Here is an 18,095-nt window from a genome sequence, read left to right as displayed (position 1 = left end):
CATGACCGATCTCCCCGCCAGCGTGCGCTGGCAGTTATGGATAGTGGCCTTCGGCTTCTTTATGCAGGCGCTGGATACCACTATCGTCAACACCGCCCTCCCCTCAATGGCGAAAAGCCTCGGGGAGAGTCCGTTGCATATGCATATGGTTATCGTCTCTTATGTATTGACGGTAGCGGTGATGCTGCCCGCCAGCGGCTGGCTGGCGGACCGGGTGGGCGTACGTAATATTTTCTTCAGCGCTATCATCCTGTTTACCGCAGGTTCGCTGTTCTGCGCTCAGGCTGCTACTCTCGACCAGTTAATACTTGCCCGCGTATTGCAGGGCGTCGGCGGCGCGATGATGGTTCCCGTCGGTCGCCTGACGGTGATGAAAATCGTCCCGCGCAGTCAATATATGGCGGCGATGACCTTCGTCACCCTCCCCGGCCAGGTCGGCCCGCTGCTCGGCCCAGCGCTCGGCGGAATGCTGGTGGAGTACGCCTCGTGGCACTGGATCTTCCTGATTAATATTCCGGTCGGGATTATCGGCGCCATCGCCACCCTGTGCCTGATGCCCAACTACACCCTGCAAACCCGGCGCTTTGATATCTTCGGCTTTATTCTGCTGGCGGCGGGAATGGCCACGCTAACCCTGGCGCTCGACGGTAAAAAAGGGCTCGGTATCTCTGTGCAGTGGCTGGCGGCGCTGGTAGCGGCCGGCGTTGCATCCATTTTGTTCTATCTGTGGCACGCGCGCGGTAATCGCAACGCGCTGTTTAGCCTGAAACTGTTCAGCAACCGCACCTTCTCTCTCGGCCTCGGCGGCAGCTTCGCCGGGCGCATCGGCAGCGGCATGCTGCCGTTTATGACGCCGGTATTTTTGCAGATTGGCCTCGGCTTTACGCCATTCCACGCCGGGCTGATGATGATCCCGATGGTGCTCGGCAGCATGGGCATGAAGCGTATCGTGGTCCAGGTGGTCAACCGCTTCGGCTATCGTCGGGTGCTGGTGGCCTCAACAATCGGCCTGGCGCTGGTCAGCCTGCTGTTTATGGCGGTCGCTCTCGCGGGCTGGTACTGGCTGCTGCCGGTGGTGCTATTCCTGCAAGGGATGATCAACTCCAGCCGCTTTTCGTCAATGAACACGCTGACTCTGAAAGACCTGCCCGATGACCTCGCCAGCAGCGGCAACAGCATGCTGTCAATGGTCATGCAGCTGTCGATGAGTATCGGCGTCACCATCGCCGGCATGCTGCTGGGTCTCTATGGTCAGCAGCATATCAGCGCCGATGCGACAACCACTCATCAGGTCTTTCTCTATACCTACTTAAGCATGGCGGTGATTATCGCGCTACCCGCGCTGATTTTTTCCCGCGTACCGGACGACGACACCACCAACACCGTGATTGGTCGTCGCAAAAGGAGTGAATCTTGAAGTTCTGGCGTCCCGGCATTACCGGCAAGCTATTTATCGCGATCCTCGCCACCTGCATCGTACTGTTAATCAGCATGCACTGGGCGGTGCGCATCAGTTTTGAACGCGGGTTTATCGACTATATCAAGCGCGGAAACGAGCAGCGGCTGACCATGCTCGGGGACGCCCTGAGCGAACAGTATGCCCAGCACGGTAGCTGGAAGTTCCTGCGCAATAATGACCGGTTTATTTTCCAGTTGCTGAAAACGTTTGAGCGCGACAACGACGACCACTCGCCGCAGGGGCGCGGTATGAGACCTGAGCCAATGGATGAGCCTGGACCGGGTCCCGGCCCCGGGGAGATGCCGCCGGATGCCGCGCCAGACCGACCGCTCGATGGCCCACGCGGCGATCGAGGTCCCGGCCCGGACATTCCGCCGCACGGCTGGCGTACCATGTTCTGGGTGGTCGATCAAAAAGGCCGCGTGCTGGTAGGGCCGCGCGAACGCTTACCGAAAGATGGCACCCGGCGCAATATTATGGTTAACGGCGTGGAAGTCGGCGCGGTGATTGCGTCGCCGGTTGAACGTCTGACGCGCAATACAGATATCAATTTTGACCGCCAGCAGAAACGCACCAGTTGGCTGATTGTCGCCCTCGCGACGCTCCTCGCCGCGCTGGCTACCTTCCCGCTGGCGCGCGGCCTGCTTGCGCCGGTCAAGCGGCTGGTCGAGGGCACCCATCGTCTGGCTGCCGGAGATTTCTCGACCCGTGTTACGGCCAGCAGCAGCGATGAACTGGGCCGCCTGGCGCAGGATTTTAACCAGTTAGCCAGCACCCTGGAGCGCAATCAGCAAATGCGCCGGGACCTGATGGCTGATATTTCTCACGAACTGCGCACGCCGCTGGCAGTGCTGCGCGGCGAGCTGGAAGCGATTCAGGACGGCATCAGGAAATTCACCCCGGACTCCATCACCTCTTTACAGGCCGAGGTCGCCACTCTCACCAAACTGGTTGACGATTTACATCAGCTATCGATGTCCGATGAAGGTGCGCTCTCCTACCAGAAAACCTCGGTGGATATCATCAACCTGCTGGAAGTCGCCGCTGGCGCGTTCCGCGAACGTTTCGCCAGCCGCGGACTGTCGATCGGTGTTTCGCTACCGGAAAGCGCGACGATTTTCGGCGACCGGGATCGCCTGATGCAGCTCTTTAATAACCTGCTGGAAAATAGCCTGCGCTATACCGATAGCGGCGGGGGGCTGCAGATTAGCGCCAGCCAAAATGGCCGCATGCTGGTTCTCGACTTTGCCGATAGCGCTCCGGGTGTAACCGATGAGCAGTTGGAAAGGCTGGTTGAGCGCTTTTACCGTACCGAAGGGTCGCGCAATCGTGCCAGCGGCGGCTCTGGTTTAGGGCTGGCGATTTGCCTTAACATTGTGGCTGCCCACGGTGGCACTTTGCGTGCCGGTCATTCGCCTTTGGGCGGGGTTAGCATTAAAGTAGAGTTACCTCTGGAACGTAATTTATCGAGAGACGTATGACTGAATTACCTGTTGATGAAAACACACCACGCATTCTGATCGTGGAAGATGAGCCCAAGCTAGGCCAGTTGCTGATCGATTATCTCCAGGCGGCGGGCTATTCGCCGACGCTGATTAATCACGGCGATCAGGTTCTACCGTACGTTCGCCAGACGCCGCCGCATCTGATCCTGTTAGATCTGATGCTGCCCGGCACCGACGGACTCACCTTATGCCGCGAAATCCGCCGCTTCTCCGAAGTTCCGGTAGTGATGGTGACGGCGAAAATCGAAGAGATCGACCGTCTGCTCGGGCTGGAAATCGGTGCCGACGACTATATTTGTAAACCCTACAGCCCGCGTGAAGTTGTCGCTCGCGTGAAGACCATTCTTCGCCGCTGCAAGCCGCAGCGCGATCTGCAGGCGCTGGATGCGCAAAGCCCGCTGATCGTTGACGAAGGCCGCTTCCAGGCCTCCTGGCGCGATAAACTGCTGGACCTTACACCCGCAGAGTTCCGCCTGCTGAAAACCCTTTCCCAGGAGCCGGGCAAAGTCTTCTCGCGCGAGCAGTTGTTGAATCATCTGTACGATGATTACCGCGTGGTGACCGACCGAACCATCGATAGCCATATCAAGAACCTACGTCGCAAGCTGGAGTCGCTGGACGCCGAGCAGTCGTTTATCCGCGCCGTTTACGGCGTAGGCTATCGTTGGGAAGCCGACGCCTGCCGCCTGGCGTAGTGAGCCAACTGCCCGACATTTCCCCGGCAACCGGTTCACCGCCGTCTGCGGGCCGGTAGCCGGGGAAATGTGCCGGACCTGATGCATCGGCGTAGCGTCTTCCCGGTGGCGCTGCGCTGACCAGGCAACCGGTTCACCGCCGCCTGCGGGCCGGTAGCCCGGACAGATGCGCAGCATCGCCTCCGGGAAATATCCACCTTCCCCCACGCCATAATCTGAGAATACCCTCAAGAATAAGAAATCATCCGACGTCATGATATATTCCATCCAGATATTCTCTAATACTCAACTGCGCAAGGAATGCCATGAGTGATAATACAAAGAAATATTTACCTTTTTACGCTCTGCTTCTGCTCTGCGCCGCCGCCAGAGCAGAAATCACCGAGCAGCAGATCGAGGCTGATTGTGCAAAAATCCCGGACTGGGCCAATCAGGGCGAGCAGTTCTACAAAGCGAAAAACTATGCCAAAGCGCGTAAAGCTTTTGAGCAGCAGGCCGCGTGGAGCGAAAGCTGCACCCTTGACGACAGCGCCATCGCCACGGCCTACAACAACGTGGCGTTGACCTGGATGCGCGAAGGTCAATGGCGTAAAGCCCGCGCCTGGCTGATGATAAGACCGGACGATAGCAAGTCGATTTACAATCTGGGGCTTATTAAAGATAAGCTGGCGGCTCTGCCGCCTCCAGCTTCCGCTGCGGGTGAATATTGGAACTATTCCGGGCGCGCCTCCTGGAACGTACTGACCATAAAAACGTTGCCCCAGCCATCGCGCTTTCAAGTTGATTTTCAGGGTTATTATTTCGGCATGATGGGGATCTACGTTGGCCCCAATATTGGCGAATTTTCTGAATCGGTATTGCTTGAAAATGGCAAAGGCGTCGTGGCGCTTCGGGAAGGAGACTACATTCACTGCGATATCTCGCTGGCGTTTTCTTCCGAAGCCATCGACGCTAGCACCGATACTCCCATGAACTGCGGTTTTGGCATGAACGTCAGCGCTGACGGACACTATCTGCGCGTTGATTAAGCCGGACGGTTTACTCCCCCCCCCCCACAGCGCTACAATGCCCGCCCTTAATGTGGGGGAACTCCCCAACTCGTCGCACCGGGTGCGGCGAATCTGACCTGTCATCAGAACGAGAAAATCATGTTTAAACCGGAACTCCTTTCCCCGGCGGGAACGCTGAAAAATATGCGTTACGCTTTCGCTTACGGCGCAGATGCAGTTTATGCGGGCCAACCGCGTTACTCCCTGCGCGTGCGCAATAACGAATTCAATCACGAAAACCTGCAGCTCGGCATCAACGAAGCCCATGCGCTGGGCAAAAAATTCTATGTGGTCGTCAACATTGCGCCGCATAACGCCAAGCTGAAAACGTTTATTCGCGATCTGAAGCCGGTAGTGGAAATGGGTCCGGATGCGCTGATTATGTCCGACCCGGGTTTAATCATGCTAGTGCGGGAAAACTTCCCCGAGATGGCTATTCACCTGTCAGTACAGGCTAACGCCGTTAACTGGGCGACGGTCAAATTCTGGCAGCAAATGGGGCTCACCCGCGTGATCCTCTCCCGCGAACTGTCGCTGGATGAAATCGCCGAAATTCGCAGCCAGGTGCCGGAAATGGAAATCGAAATTTTCGTTCACGGTGCGCTGTGTATGGCCTACTCCGGCCGCTGCCTGCTCTCCGGCTATATCAACAAGCGCGACCCGAACCAGGGCACCTGCACCAATGCCTGCCGCTGGGAATATAACGTCCAGGAAGGCAAAGAGGACGACGTCGGCAATATCGTGCATAAGCATGAGCCGATCCCGGTGCAGAACGTCGAACCGACGCTGGGTATTGGCGCGCCGACCAACCAGGTCTTTATGATTGAAGAAGCTAAACGTCCGGGCGAGTACATGACCGCCTTTGAAGACGAGCACGGCACCTACATCATGAACTCAAAAGATCTGCGCGCGGTTGCCCACGTTGAGCGTCTGACCCAAATGGGCGTCCACTCGCTGAAAATCGAAGGACGCACCAAATCACATTACTACTGTGCACGTACCGCCCAGGTTTACCGCAAAGCCATTGACGATGCGGCGGCGGGCAAACCGTTCGATACCAATCTGCTGGAAACCCTGGAAAACCTCGCTCACCGTGGCTACACCGAAGGCTTCCTGCGTCGCCATACTCATGAAGATTACCAGAATTACGAATATGGCTACTCCATCTCCGAGCGCCAACAGTTTGTCGGTGAATTTACCGGCGAGCGCAACGGCCAGCTTGCCGCTGTGGCGGTGAAGAATAAATTCTCCGTCGGCGACAGCCTTGAGCTGATGACCCCGCAGGGCAACGTCAACTTTACGCTCGAACATATGGAAAACGGCAAAGGCGAAATCATGCCGGTCGCGCCGGGCGATGGTCACACAGTATGGTTGCCTGTTCCGGAAGATATGGTCCTGCAGTATGCACTGCTGATGCGCAACTTTACGGATCAGACAACCAGAAACCCGCATAGTAACTAGTTATACCCGTCATACTTCAAGTTGCATGTGCGTTGGCCGCGTTACTCGGCCTGTGGCCTCGCCCCTCCGGGGCCAGCGCAAGCGCTGTTCAAGGCACAAGTGCCTTGTCCTGCAACTCGAATTATTTAAGGTATAAATTGGGTTAATTTTTCGCGATGTAAAGATATTAGAAACGGATCACATACCGTTTCGTTCAAAGCAGATATCATCCATTTCGCTGAAAAACATAACCCATAAATGCTAGCTGTACCAGGAACCACCTCCTTAGCCTGCGTAATCTCCCTTACGCGGGCTTATTTTTTATCTATCTCCCCGGCCTTCGCTTCCTGCATGCGGTACACTTTATGCATTACTGTGCAATAAAGGTCCCCTTGATGATGTCAACATTTCCAGCCAGCTTACTGATCCTGAATGGCAAAGGCGCCAATGAACCGCAGCTGCGCGAAGCGGTTAAACTGTTGCGCGACGAAGGTATCGACATTCACGTCCGTGTCACCTGGGAAAAAGGTGATGCCGTGCGCTTTGTCGATGAAGCCCTCGGGCTGGGCGTAGAGACGGTCATTGCTGGCGGCGGTGATGGCACCATCAACGAGGTCGCCACGGCATTGGTCGAGCGCGATGGCAAGATGGCGTTGGGGATTTTACCGTTGGGTACGGCGAACGACTTTGCCACCAGCGTCGGCATTCCTCAGGATCTGGCCAGCGCCCTGAAACTGGCGATTGTCGGGCGCGATGTGGCTATCGATATTGCGCGAGTCAACGACCAGAGCGGATTTATTAATATGGCTACCGGTGGTTTCGGCACCCGTATTACCACTGAAACGCCGGAGAAACTGAAAGCCGCCCTCGGTGGCGTCTCCTATCTGATCCACGGCCTGATGCGCATGGATACCCTTAAGCCAGACCGCTGTGAAATCCGCGGTGAGAATTTTCACTGGCAGGGCGATGCGCTGGTGATAGGTATCGGTAACGGACGCCAGGCCGGTGGCGGCCAGCAACTTTGCCCGGAGGCGTTAATCAACGACGGCCTGCTGCATCTGCGCATTTTTACCGGCGAAGAGCTGATCCCGGCGCTGTTCAGTACCCTGGCAAACCCGGAAACCTCGCCGAATATCATCGATGGCGTCTCCTCATGGTTTGAGATAACCGCCCCCCACGAGATGACGTTTAACCTTGATGGCGAGCCGCTGAGCGGCAAAACCTTCCGCATGGAAATTTTGCCGGCAGCGCTACGCTGCCGACTGCCGCCAGACTGCGTGCTGTTACGTTAATTCAAGTCTCGCAAAGCAAAGAGGGTGCCCGGCTGGTATACAGCAGCCGGGTACGTTCGTTCAAGCGCTGGATATTCAGGTAAAACGGCACCTGCGGCTGGATGAAGAAGGTCGGCAGAATGGATTTGATCTGCTCTTCTTCCTCAAGCTTACCGATACTGGCAGAGACCGTTTCGGAACGCAGGAAGTAGTGCTGACCATCGCGGGTAAAGCTAAACCAGATGTTCTGATTGATAGTGAACGGCTTACCCTGCGGCGGCGTAATTTCCCCACGGACGATCGCCAGACCGCGCTCATCATCAAATATGTAGCGTACAGAAATATCTCCCTGAAAACCCGAGCTAAATAAACTCAACTCACCGCTGCACTGAAAATGATTTCGTTGCCAATATTGCCAGGATTTTATTGCTAATGCCGTTAGTACACAGATAAATATGATTGCTATTAACCATTTAATTTCACTTCTGCGCATTCAGTACCTCCTTAATATAATAATTGGTGAGGCATTGATTATCACGCCATTGACTAAATTGCTGACGGCAGCTTATCACCGAGACGCGGGCCTGGCCGGGATAGAGTGTCAAATAGACCCAAGGGTATTTTTCACATTCAAATTCCCTTCGGTTGATGAATTGTTCATGTCGCTTGTGCTCAACCACATCGCTATTGGCAAAGAAGTGACATTGTTGCGAATATTTTACATTAATGGGCAAATAGTTTTGCAAATAAGATTCGAATTCAGCTTGCCAGGTAACAACCCCAACGACCAGACAGCTCAGTAATGCTGCGATGCCCCATAAGGCGGGACGCCGTAGCCGTAACCGCTTTTTTTCTGCAAACTTCGCAGCAGCGACCTCCTCTGCCACGGGCTTTACGATGGGTTCTGTAATCGGCGCGGCTTCTGACTCAGCTGGTTGGGATTCAATTACGGATAATGTTGCCTCCAGCCTGACGCCGACTCTGGGCACCGTTACAATAATTTCTTCGTCAACACCCAGTTCCTTAAAGGCCCGACGTAATAAAGAAATATTTTGATAAAAACCATTGCTGGTCACCTGTGAGCCATGCTTTATCCATACTTCCTGAAAAAAGGTTTCACGAGCAACCGTTGCACCGTGCTGCTGAATAAGGAGCATCAGGCAACGGCTAACGGGAATATTTAATGATACATTCTTCGTATCATCAGCAATAAGTAACAAAACGCTACGCTGAGGAATAAAATTAATTTTTCCGTTGATGATATATTTTTTTTCCATCCTGTTCCCTGAGTATTGTAACCATTTGGATGAGAGCGGCATGAAAACCAGGCTGTAATTTAGATAACTCGCCTTACGTAGACCACATCTTAGGATTATTCGCCAGCGAGTTTACTCTATTACGGAGAGGATCTGGAGGTGCAATACACAGTTTTTCCTTGCTATATGCAAGGTTTAACTGAGTTTACATTTTTGGATATCTGGAAAACGAAACATTAAATAGTGATTTATTTCACTTTCAATCACGCATGCGAATTATAATTTCATAACAATTGGTTAGATGCAGTATATATTTCTGTTTTAGATCTAAGCACCATCTTTACACTAAAAGACAACATTTATAGCTATGAATACATTTCCCCTCACTGTTTTATATAAAAAATGGCGCATCTCTCGAAAGAGAATGCGCCGTATAGACTAGTACGCTGCCACTTCTCGCGCCATTTCACGCGTATATTGCTGGCTGGCGTTGACCAACATCTGCGTATAGGCCGTTTGCGCCTCGCCGTTCACCAGCGCATCCACGGTCAGGGTTTCGAGGATCTTACCGTACTGCATCACCGCAACCTTCTGACATAAGTGGGCGATAACGCCCAGATCGTGGGTCACCATCAGGTAAGTCAGCTTAGCTTCTTTCTGCAATTCCGCCAGAAGATTGAGGATCTCCGCCTGCACTGACACATCCAACGCTGAGGTTGGCTCATCCAGCAGCAGCACCTGAGGTTCAAGAATTAGCGCTCTGGCAATCGCCACACGCTGGCGCTGACCACCGGAGAGCTGGTGCGGATAACGTTCGCGAAAGGCACGGTTCAGACCGACCTTGTCCAGTAGCGCATTGATCCGCCGGTCGCGATCGTTAATGTTATGGATCTGCAGCGGTTCTTCCAGAATGTCGCCGATGGTATGCCGCGGGTGCAGAGAGCCGTAAGGGTCCTGAAACACCATCTGCACCTGACGGCAGCGTTCGCGACTGATCTCGTGAGCCAACTGTTGTCCATCTATCGCCAGCTCGCCCTTCCAGTGGGTAAATAGCCCGGCGAGGCACTTCAGCACCGTGGTTTTGCCGGAACCAGATTCCCCCACCAGACCGTAGATTTCGCCTGGCTTAACGTGAAAATTCACGTCATACAGCACCTGGTTGCGCTTCTCTCCTTCGCCAAACGCCAGGTTGAGGTTTTTGACTTCAATCATCATGCACTCCTTAGTCCGTCAACCAGCTGGTCTGGCGCTGCAATACCGGTAAAACCGGGCGACGATGCTGCATATCCGGCAGCGAGTTAATCAGTCCCTGAGTATAGGGATGACGGGCGTTATCGAGGTCTTTAGCAGCAATGGACTCCACCACCCGTCCGGCGTACATCACCAGCACGCGGTCACAGAAGCTGCGCACCAGGTTGATATCGTGGCTAATAAAAATCAGCCCCAGACCGCGCGATTTCACCAGGTCATCCAGCAGACCCAGCACCTGCAGACGCACCGACACGTCCAGCGCCGAGGTCGGTTCATCGGCAATCACCAGCTCCGGGTCGGTGATCAGCATCATCGCAATCATGATGCGCTGCCCCTGACCACCGGAAATCTCATGTGGATAGAGCTGATACACGCGTTCCGGCTGGCGAATGCGCACCACTTCCAGCATCTCCAGCGCCTTTTCTTTAGCCTCATCTTTACGCCCCGGATGGTGCGTGAGCCAGGCCTCCGCTATCTGATTACCGACGCAAACTACCGGGTTCAGCGAGTATTTCGGGTCCTGCATAATCATTGAGATGCGTTTGCCGCGTACGCCGCGCATTTGCGCCTCGCTGAGATGCAGTAAATCAAGGTCAGCAAACTGCATCCGACTGGCGGTGACGCGGGCCTTTTTCGGATGCAGCTGCAACAACGCACGCCCGACGGTGGATTTACCCGAGCCGGACTCGCCAACAATCGCCAGTTTTTCCTGCCCCAACTGGAAGGAGACGCCGCGCACGGCATGGGTCACCGCGCTACCGTTAACAAAGTCGACGCACAGGTCGCGCACGTCGAGCAGTGGAGCATTATTCGCTGCGAGGATCGAGGATGTCACGTAAGCCATCTCCTAAGAAGTTGAACGCTAAGCTGTTGATCAGAATCGCCAGCCCCGGAATCGTTACCACCCACCAGCACTCCATCATATAAGTGCGTCCACTGGAGATCATCGCACCCCACTCCGGCTCCGGCGGCTGTGCGCCAAGGCCAAGAAAGCCCAGACCGGCGGCGGTCAGAATGATCCCCGCCATATTCATGGTGATACGAATGATGACCGAAGGCAGGCACAGCGGGACAATATGCCGCCACAGCACGCGAGCCGGTGAAGCCCCTTGTAAACGCACGGCGGAGATAAAATCAGCCTGACGCAGTGACAGCGTTTCAGCACGCGCCAGACGAGCAATCGGCGGCCAGGCAGTCAGCGTAATGGCGATAACTACGTGCTCCAGCCCCGGGCCTAAAGCAGCGACGAACGCCAGCGCCAGCACCAGGCTTGGGAAGGAAATGAAGATATCGGTGACGCGCATCAGCACCATATCCACCTTGCCACCAAAATATCCGGCGCTGACGCCGAGCAGCAGCCCAAGCGGGCCGACGGTGACCGACACCAGCAGCACGATATACAGCGTGATACGCGAGCCGTACACCAGACGACTAAAAATATCGCGGCCAAACTCATCGGTACCGAACCAGTGCTGGGCGTTCGGTGCCACCAATGCACTGTTCAGGTCCTGTACCAGCGGGTTATAAGGCGCGATCAGAGGCGCAAACACCGCCACGACGATCAACAGGAAGATAATCCCACCGCCGATAGCCGTTAGCGGGTTGCGCACCATTTTGCCGATAAACCCGGCAGCCCGTGTCGCCGCACGTTGCAGCCGCTGGCGGCCTTCGCCCGCCCCGCCCGAAAGCGACGTATCCAGAGAAACGGTCATGATTTTGTCCTCGGGTCAAAGAATTGATACAGCATGTCGGAGAGCAGGTTGAGCATCACGAAGATAACCCCGACGAGTAGCACGCAGCCCATCACCGCATTCATATCGCCCAGCAGCAGACTGCCGGTAAGGTAAGAGCCAAATCCCGGCCAGGAGAAGACGGTTTCAATCAGTACCGCCCCTTCCAGCAGCGCGCCGTAGGCTAGCGCCACTACCGTCAGCAGCTGTACGAGGATGTTACGAAACGCGTGGTTCCAGATAACCTGACGCTCGGTCAGACCTTTGACGCGCGCCGTGATGATGAACTCTTGCGACAGCTGGGCCAGCATAAAGCTACGGGTCATACGGCTGATGTAAGCCAGCGAGTGAAAACCGAGCAGCGAGGCCGGTAAAATCAGGTGGTTAATGGCATTCCAGAACACCTGGCTGTTACCTGCCAGCAGCGCATCGACGGTCATCAGGCCGGTGCGACGTGGCACAATACCGTCCAGACCAAGGTCTACCCGTCCAGCACCGCCAACCCAACCAAGCCAGGCGTAAAACACCAGCAGCCCCATCATCCCAACCCAGAAAATCGGCGTTGAATAGCCGGCGAGGCTGATAATACGCACCACATAATCGGAGAGGCTGTTACGCCGCGCCGCCGCCAGCACGCCCAGCGGAATACCAAGGCCTGCGCCGACGATAATCGCCATCGTCGCCAGCTCCATGGTGGCCGGGAAGACGCGGATAATGTCGTCTACCACCGGTTTCCCGGTCAGCAATGCATTGCCCAAATCGCCATGCAACAAGTTGACAAAATAGATGCCAAACTGGGTGACCAACGACTGGTCAAACCCCAGTTGCTGATAAACCTGCTGATAAGTGCTCTGGTCGGCGTCCGGCCCAACAATCGCCAGTACCGGGTCGATGGGCATCACGCGCCCAATGGTGAAGGTCAGCAGTAGCAGGCCGAACAGCGTAATCGCTACCTGCAGCAGTCGTTTTGATAAGCGCCGGGTGCGGGAGCCGGGCGCAAGGATTGCCGTACTCATCCTTTCTCTCCTTCGCGGGTTTTATAGACTTCACGCAGAAAAGTGGTGGCGGAGGGGTGCGGCTGATAATCCTGCACCTCGTTGCGTACCACGACGGAATCGACCATTTGAGACAGCGGAATTAACGCCGGGATCAGTTGGTCATAGCGCTGCTGAATCGCCTGATAGCTCGCTACCTGTTGCTGCGGGTTACGCTCCAGCAGAGCGTGGTCAATCATGGAGTTCAGCTGCGGGTCGTAAAAACCGGTACGCCAGCCCTGGAAGTTGGTCAGGCGAGCTTCAGCGCTATTATCCGGGTTATAGACCAGCGCACGCAGGCTGGAGTGTGGGTGAGGTTCCATTCCGCTCCCGCCGCGCCCGACCAGCAGATCAAACTTACGTTCGCGCATCGCGCCGTAAATCTGGTTGCCGGTGCCGGTGATGATTTTGGCGTTAATCCCCGCCTGCATCAGCGTCGACTGCACGGCAATGGCGATATTGAGGAACGGCTGATCGGAGAGCACCCGCAGCGTAGTATCAAATCCGTTGGGATAGCCCGCTTCCGCCAGCAGCTTTTTCGCCCGCCCCACGTCAAGCGTGTAGCCCGGGTCAGGCAGCGTGGACGGCATGCCGGCTTTGATCGGTCGCTGATGCAGCACGCCATAGCCCGGCATCAGCGCTTTATTGATGCCCTGGTAATCAATCAAATAGCGTACCGCTTCGCGCACTTTCGGATTGGCAAAATGATCTTCATTCATGCTCATGGCGACGTAGTACATAGTCCCACGCTGCACCGCATCGACGGTCAACTGCGGGTCGCTGCGCAGGGCATTGATATCGGAGACCGCCATGTTGTTAGCAATATCGAGATCGCCTTTCGCTACCATCAGACGCAGAGTTTGCGACTCCTGGAAGTGGCGCAGCACCACGCGGCTCATTTTCGCCTCACCGCGCCAGTAGTCAGGGTTGCGCTTCATGCGCAGGACATCTTTCGCCTGCCAGGTTTCGAGGGTAAACGGCCCGGAACCGGCTTCATGGGTGGTCAGCCAGCGGTTGCCCCAGTCCTTATCCTGCTCGTGGCTCTGCACCGTTTTACTGTCGAGCACACCGAGGTTGCCCAGCGCCGCCAGCGAGTAAATCACCAGCTGCGGGTCGTTATCTTTCGGTAACACGATTTGTACCGTCACGTCGTCCGGAGCGCTCACCTGGTTATCAATATTTTTCTTACTGAAGCCGTAGGATTTCCACACCGATGCCTGGGCGAGGTTGAGATGCAAAATACGCCGCATTGACCACACCACATCGGCGGCGGTCAGCGGATTGCCAGAGTGAAATTTCACGTCATCGCGCAAATGGAACGTCAGGGTTTTACCATCCGGGCTGATATCCCAGGATTTCGCCAGCGCGGGCCTGACGTTGGTTAGCTGTTTAGGATCAAGCTCCACCAGCGAGTCATAGAGATTGACCACAATCCCAACGACTTCGTTACCGGTCATCGCTGCCGGGTCAAGCGTCAGAAGGTTGTTCATATTCATGCCAATGATCAGCTGGTCGGGCGGTGTTTTCGCTATTGCCGCCCCACTCCCCATCGACATGGCGAGCGCGAGTAAGCACGCTCCCAGTAAAGAGGTTTTTTTCATATCTATCGCCTGTAGGGTACACGCCCGTCATCATTCGCGCCGCAGCTACGTTGGCTTCATCTCCTCACCCCGGTCACTTACCTGATGTAAGCTCCCGGAGATTCGTTGATTTGCCGCCTTGCTGCAACACGACTGATTTAGGGCCTGGTTTATATTTTTTATCCGTTCGCCCAAACCCAATAAGCCTTAAGCCTTTGGAATTTTTATTAATCAGTCGTGGCTAACGGTATTGGCTTCGATATACGCAAAATTAATGTCTTCACCGAGACCTGGTCGTTGTGACAAATGCACTAATCCCTGGTCATCCATCGGGTCGACAATGCTGTTGAGATACGCGGCTGGCTCATCGTAATCGAGGAACGGGTGCAGCAGGCCGCGCTCGTACCAGCGACAGTTACGGATCGCGCCGACCACTGCCAGGCTCGCCGCGCCGTTACCATGGACTTCACAATCCATACCAAACGACTCCGCCAGCGCCGCCACCTTCATCGTTGGCGTAATACCGCCAACGCCGTTGGATCCGGCGCGCAGGATGTCGCAGGCTCCGGCTTTCACCCATTCGGCGCGCATATGGTGTTTGCCGCCGAAGCTCTCCGGTCCGACGATGGGAATCGACAGGTTTTCCGCCAGCCATGCGTAAGAAGACATCGAATCCTCTTCCATCGGCTCTTCAAACCAGGCGAAATTCAGTTTTTCCAGCTCTTTGCCAATCCACAGCGCTTCGGCACGGCTGTACCAGTGATAGCCATCAATCATCAGGTCGATATCCGGCCCTACCGCTTCACGCACCGCTGCGCAGGCTTTGATGTCCATTTTCGGATTTGGCGCAAAAGAGATCGGCGGCATCCAGGTGTGCAGCTTGATGGCCTTGTAGCCACGGGCCACCAGCGTTTCAGCAAATGACGCATACTCATCCGGAGTCGACAGTCCGCCAGGCAGATCGTCGCCGCACATGGTGCTGCCATAGGCCGGAACCGTGTCGCGATAGCCGCCGAGCAGTTTGTAAACCGGCATATTGAGTTTGCGACCAATCAGATCCCACAGCGCCTGCTCGACAAACGACAGCGCGCGTTCGGTCAACTGATGGGCGCTACCGCGCTGCCAGTGATTAAGATCCTGCCAGATGCGTTCACGGTTGAACGGGTCCTGCCCCACCATCACCTTGCGGAAAAAAGTGTTCACCACAAACGGGCGCACCACTTCCGGCGGCGCAAACGAAAAACCCTGGGTGCCATCATCGGCAGTAATGGTCAGCATCGCCATTTTTGCCATGCTTTCGGCTCCCGGATGGGAGTGCCCGGCGCTGTCGGAAACCCGACGAGTGGGATACTGGAAAACGGTGACATTTACAGATTCAATTTTCATTCTCAGTCCTTATCGCAGCCAAACCCGATCTATAGACGCAAATCGGCAAAGCGGTTTCACATTATTGAAAAAACGTTTCAATATCTAATCTAAGCACAATTACGCAGCAGTGCCTCGGACAATCACCGCTAAGCAAGAGATTAAATTTGGGCATTGGCACGACGGGGCGTGATTGTTTTCACAAAAGAAGGGCGAAATGTGAGGGCGATCGGCATGATAAAAAGAGGAGCGTGAGCGCAGAAAAGAGATTAACCGACCGGGTACATCCTGAAACTTTCTGCGCTCACAAATTACTGACTTATACCGCCGCCTCTGGCTCTGCAGAAAGAGCTTCCAGCAGTTCAGGTAACGCCCGATAGCGACCCTCGGCGGCCTGAAAACGACCATGCAGGCAATCTTCGGCGATAACGATAGTGGGGATATTTGCTGCCTGAGCGGCGCTAAAACCGTTAAAGCTGTCTTCAATCACCAGGCATTGACTGGCGTTGAGGTTGAGCTTGCGCAGCGTTGACAAGTAAACCGCCGGATGAGGTTTGCCGCATTCCTCATCATCCGCGCTGGAAACCACGTCAAAATAGTGCCAAAGGGAGAGTTTGTTCAGTACTGCGGAAATAACCTGATGGGATGATGAGGTTGCCAACGCAATTTTATACCCGACATGGCGGAAATAGCTTAACGCCTCGCGCACGCCGTTCATCGGCTCACCTTCGGCAGATATCAGGCCAGTGATGCGCTGCAGTATCGCTTCTTCAAGCCGCTGTGGCGCAACATCAAGTCGACAATGCTGGCACCAGGTGCGCGCAATGTCGTCAAGGCGTTTACCTTTGGTCAGCGTTTCACACTCATCGATACTTACCGTTGCCCCCCATTGCGCCAGCGCTTCTATTTGCGCCTGTCGCCACAGGATTTCGGAATCAATAATCACACCATCCATGTCAAAAATAACTGCTTTAATACTCATCATCCACCTCAATAAGGCTGGCATGAATCTCATGCCAGCCGCACAACGTTAAGAAAACTCAACCTGCTCGCTGGCGGGCGCTTCCTTGTGGGAAAATCCCGGCTGCTCGACGCGAATAAATGCGCAAAGGAAAAAGGCCACCACGTACAGCGCGGTATAGGCGATAACCACCCCGATGGTGCTGAAGAACGGTAGCAATATCACCGCAATCGCCGGGGCGAGAAAGTTCGACATCCCCGCAGACAGGTTATATACCGAAATAGCCGCACCTTTGTGCTTCGGTTCCAGCGCCGGGAAAACGGCAGCCAGCGGCACGAAAGCGGCAACAAAGATCCCCAGAGCAACGGCCGGAATCATCGCCATGGCGAAGTTATGCCCGAAGTGCTGCGGGATGTAATAAAACGCCAGGCTAGAGAGCGCCATACCGACGCAGCCAAACCAGCGCACCACTTTAATCCAGCCCAGTTTTTCGCCCAGAATCCCCCACAGTACGTTGGAGAAAATGGTGGTAAAGAAGAAGACGGCCCACACCTGCAACCATTCAGAAGTGGTGAAACCCAGTTCATCGACAAACATCATCGGCATGATTACCGCAAAGCCAAACAATGACAGCGTATTGATGATACGCACCATGCTGGACAACATAATATTGCGGTTGGTATAGAGCAGCGTCGCCGCGCGTCCCAGTTCGGAAAATTTCTCTCGAGTGGTCAAATTTCGCATATGGTGCGGAGTTTGAATGTTACGCAACGAGGCCAGCGCAATAATCCCACCGGTCACGCAGAAAGCCAGCGCCAGCCACAATGTCCCCAGCTCGCCGATATGCGGGATGGTGAAACTCGGAATATAGCTGCCGAAAACGCCGATACCAACAGAGTAAACCGCCCAGAACCAACCGATGGCCGAACTGGCGCTATCGCTTTTGACGTTATGGATAATGGCGACGATGAACGAGTAGAGGAACAGCGGATACGCGAAGCCGCGGATACCGTAGAAAATCAAGATCAGCGCATAGTTGGCGTGTCCAAGGCCGAAAACCAGGAATAGTACGTGGAATACGCACCACAGCACGAAGCCAATCATCATGGTTTTTAGCGGGGTGATAATTTCCGCTACGACGCCGGAAATCCACGCCGACAGCGCGGCGGCTAGTCCGTACAGGGTAAAGGCAAATGAGGCCTGCGCCGGGGTGAAACCAAGCTCTTTAATGTAGTGCGACAGGAATGCCAGTTCGAAACCGTCACCGGTCATAAACACGGCAATGGCGACATATCCCCATATAAGATTCAGGGGTAAACCGAGCCACTGTTTATTATTTACGGACATAATGACCTCGTATTCAGGGTACAGGAGGCCGCTCCGGCGATTTCACCGGAGGGCCATTCTACCCGTCATAATTCAAACCGCAGCTGTGTTGCCTTCCTCGTTCACTCCAGTCACTTACTTATGTAAGCTCCTGGAGATTCACTGCGTCGCCG

At 55.1% G+C, this 18,095-nt stretch carries 17 protein-coding genes; 6 read left to right on the top strand and 11 right to left on the bottom strand.

Features of this window, described 5'->3' with window-relative positions; genetic code table 11:
* Position 1: 1 nt before the first annotated feature.
* The 3 genes from mdtD to baeR are packed head-to-tail and all read left to right on the top strand — an operon-like array spanning position 2 to position 3,659.
* A complete protein-coding gene (mdtD, locus tag AC07P6_RS10245) occupies positions 2 to 1,417 on the top strand; it encodes an MFS transporter (protein ID WP_181485652.1) in 1,416 nt (471 codons plus the stop codon).
* A complete protein-coding gene (gene baeS / locus AC07P6_RS10240) occupies positions 1,414 to 2,940 on the top strand; it encodes an envelope stress sensor histidine kinase BaeS (protein ID WP_181485651.1) in 1,527 nt (508 codons plus the stop codon). Before mdtD ends, baeS begins: the two co-directional genes overlap by 4 nt.
* Positions 2,937 to 3,659 carry an envelope stress response regulator BaeR gene (gene baeR, locus AC07P6_RS10235; RefSeq protein WP_181485650.1) on the top strand — a complete coding sequence of 241 codons (723 nt, stop codon included), beginning with the start codon at positions 2,937 to 2,939 and terminating at the stop codon, positions 3,657 to 3,659. Before baeS ends, baeR begins: the two co-directional genes overlap by 4 nt.
* On the opposite strand, the gene AC07P6_RS10230 is transcribed toward baeR, so the two are convergent.
* Positions 3,558 to 3,914 carry a hypothetical protein gene (locus AC07P6_RS10230; RefSeq protein ID WP_181485649.1) on the bottom strand — a complete coding sequence of 119 codons (357 nt, stop codon included), beginning with the start codon at positions 3,912 to 3,914 and terminating at the stop codon, positions 3,558 to 3,560. The genes baeR and AC07P6_RS10230 overlap by 102 nt on opposite strands.
* Positions 3,915 to 3,964: 50 nt before the next feature.
* Between AC07P6_RS10230 and AC07P6_RS10225 the strand changes: the two genes are divergently transcribed.
* From AC07P6_RS10225 to yegS, 3 genes are all read left to right on the top strand, one after another.
* Positions 3,965 to 4,687: a tetratricopeptide repeat protein gene (locus AC07P6_RS10225; protein WP_181485648.1), complete on the top strand. Its 723-nt coding sequence runs from the start codon at positions 3,965 to 3,967 to the stop codon at positions 4,685 to 4,687.
* 120 nt (positions 4,688 to 4,807) lie between these two features.
* Positions 4,808 to 6,169, top strand: coding sequence for a prephenate-dependent tRNA uridine(34) hydroxylase TrhP (gene trhP / locus AC07P6_RS10220; protein ID WP_181485647.1), 1,362 nt, complete (start codon positions 4,808 to 4,810; stop codon positions 6,167 to 6,169).
* Between the two features lie 374 nt (positions 6,170 to 6,543).
* On the top strand, positions 6,544 to 7,440 hold the full coding sequence (yegS, locus tag AC07P6_RS10215; protein WP_181485646.1) for a lipid kinase YegS: 897 nt from the start codon (positions 6,544 to 6,546) through the stop codon (positions 7,438 to 7,440).
* 1 nt (position 7,441) lies between these two features.
* Here the strand turns inward: yegS and AC07P6_RS10210 are convergent, their stop codons facing one another.
* The 10 genes from AC07P6_RS10210 to AC07P6_RS10165 form a co-directional block, all read right to left on the bottom strand.
* Complete coding sequence (locus AC07P6_RS10210; RefSeq protein WP_228288601.1) at positions 7,442 to 7,795, bottom strand: hypothetical protein; 354 nt, start codon at positions 7,793 to 7,795, stop codon at positions 7,442 to 7,444.
* 103 nt (positions 7,796 to 7,898) lie between these two features.
* Positions 7,899 to 8,696, bottom strand: a complete 798-nt coding sequence (locus AC07P6_RS10205; RefSeq protein WP_434662485.1) for a winged helix-turn-helix domain-containing protein — start codon at positions 8,694 to 8,696, stop codon at positions 7,899 to 7,901.
* Between the two features lie 417 nt (positions 8,697 to 9,113).
* A complete protein-coding gene (locus AC07P6_RS10200) occupies positions 9,114 to 9,887 on the bottom strand; it encodes an ABC transporter ATP-binding protein (protein WP_434664004.1) in 774 nt (257 codons plus the stop codon).
* A 10-nt stretch (positions 9,888 to 9,897) separates the two neighbouring features.
* On the bottom strand, positions 9,898 to 10,761 hold the full coding sequence (locus AC07P6_RS10195) for an ABC transporter ATP-binding protein (RefSeq protein ID WP_182207650.1): 864 nt from the start codon (positions 10,759 to 10,761) through the stop codon (positions 9,898 to 9,900).
* A complete protein-coding gene (locus AC07P6_RS10190; protein WP_182207336.1) occupies positions 10,733 to 11,638 on the bottom strand; it encodes an ABC transporter permease in 906 nt (301 codons plus the stop codon). The genes AC07P6_RS10195 and AC07P6_RS10190 overlap by 29 nt, the downstream gene beginning before the upstream one ends.
* The gene (locus AC07P6_RS10185) at positions 11,635 to 12,672 is read right to left on the bottom strand and encodes an ABC transporter permease (RefSeq protein ID WP_112213149.1); all 1,038 of its coding nucleotides are present in this window, start codon (positions 12,670 to 12,672) and stop codon (positions 11,635 to 11,637) included. The genes AC07P6_RS10190 and AC07P6_RS10185 overlap by 4 nt, the downstream gene beginning before the upstream one ends.
* Positions 12,669 to 14,291, bottom strand: coding sequence for an ABC transporter substrate-binding protein (locus AC07P6_RS10180; protein ID WP_478316151.1), 1,623 nt, complete (start codon positions 14,289 to 14,291; stop codon positions 12,669 to 12,671). Before AC07P6_RS10180 ends, AC07P6_RS10185 begins: the two co-directional genes overlap by 4 nt.
* A gap of 210 nt (positions 14,292 to 14,501) precedes the next feature.
* The gene (locus tag AC07P6_RS10175; protein ID WP_181485641.1) at positions 14,502 to 15,656 is read right to left on the bottom strand and encodes a mandelate racemase family protein; all 1,155 of its coding nucleotides are present in this window, start codon (positions 15,654 to 15,656) and stop codon (positions 14,502 to 14,504) included.
* A 298-nt stretch (positions 15,657 to 15,954) separates the two neighbouring features.
* Entirely contained in the window at positions 15,955 to 16,617 is a 663-nt protein-coding gene (locus AC07P6_RS10170; protein ID WP_478316150.1) for an HAD family hydrolase, read from the bottom strand.
* A 48-nt stretch (positions 16,618 to 16,665) separates the two neighbouring features.
* Positions 16,666 to 17,943 carry an RbtT/DalT/CsbX family MFS transporter gene (locus tag AC07P6_RS10165; protein ID WP_182207338.1) on the bottom strand — a complete coding sequence of 426 codons (1,278 nt, stop codon included), beginning with the start codon at positions 17,941 to 17,943 and terminating at the stop codon, positions 16,666 to 16,668.
* Between the last annotated feature and the right edge of the window lie 152 nt (positions 17,944 to 18,095).

This window comes from Klebsiella sp. GFKo11 (assembly GCF_056490265.1).
Note: the sequence above shows the minus strand (reverse complement) of the source record. Positions and strands in the feature narration are given on the sequence as shown.

Coding starts and splice junctions, on each gene's coding strand:
- mdtD (WP_181485652.1), top strand. CDS start 2: ATGACCGATCTCCCCGCCAGCGTGCGCTGGCAGTTATGGATAGTGGCC.
- baeR (WP_181485650.1), top strand. CDS start 2,937: ATGACTGAATTACCTGTTGATGAAAACACACCACGCATTCTGATCGTG.
- AC07P6_RS10230 (WP_181485649.1), bottom strand. CDS start 3,914: ATGACGTCGGATGATTTCTTATTCTTGAGGGTATTCTCAGATTATGGC.
- AC07P6_RS10225 (WP_181485648.1), top strand. CDS start 3,965: ATGAGTGATAATACAAAGAAATATTTACCTTTTTACGCTCTGCTTCTG.
- trhP (WP_181485647.1), top strand. CDS start 4,808: ATGTTTAAACCGGAACTCCTTTCCCCGGCGGGAACGCTGAAAAATATG.
- yegS (WP_181485646.1), top strand. CDS start 6,544: ATGATGTCAACATTTCCAGCCAGCTTACTGATCCTGAATGGCAAAGGC.
- AC07P6_RS10205 (WP_434662485.1), bottom strand. CDS start 8,696: ATGGAAAAAAAATATATCATCAACGGAAAAATTAATTTTATTCCTCAG.
- AC07P6_RS10200 (WP_434664004.1), bottom strand. CDS start 9,887: ATGATTGAAGTCAAAAACCTCAACCTGGCGTTTGGCGAAGGAGAGAAG.
- AC07P6_RS10190 (WP_182207336.1), bottom strand. CDS start 11,638: ATGACCGTTTCTCTGGATACGTCGCTTTCGGGCGGGGCGGGCGAAGGC.
- AC07P6_RS10185 (WP_112213149.1), bottom strand. CDS start 12,672: ATGAGTACGGCAATCCTTGCGCCCGGCTCCCGCACCCGGCGCTTATCA.
- AC07P6_RS10180 (WP_478316151.1), bottom strand. CDS start 14,291: ATGAAAAAAACCTCTTTACTGGGAGCGTGCTTACTCGCGCTCGCCATG.
- AC07P6_RS10175 (WP_181485641.1), bottom strand. CDS start 15,656: ATGAAAATTGAATCTGTAAATGTCACCGTTTTCCAGTATCCCACTCGT.
- AC07P6_RS10170 (WP_478316150.1), bottom strand. CDS start 16,617: ATGAGTATTAAAGCAGTTATTTTTGACATGGATGGTGTGATTATTGAT.
- AC07P6_RS10165 (WP_182207338.1), bottom strand. CDS start 17,943: ATGTCCGTAAATAATAAACAGTGGCTCGGTTTACCCCTGAATCTTATA.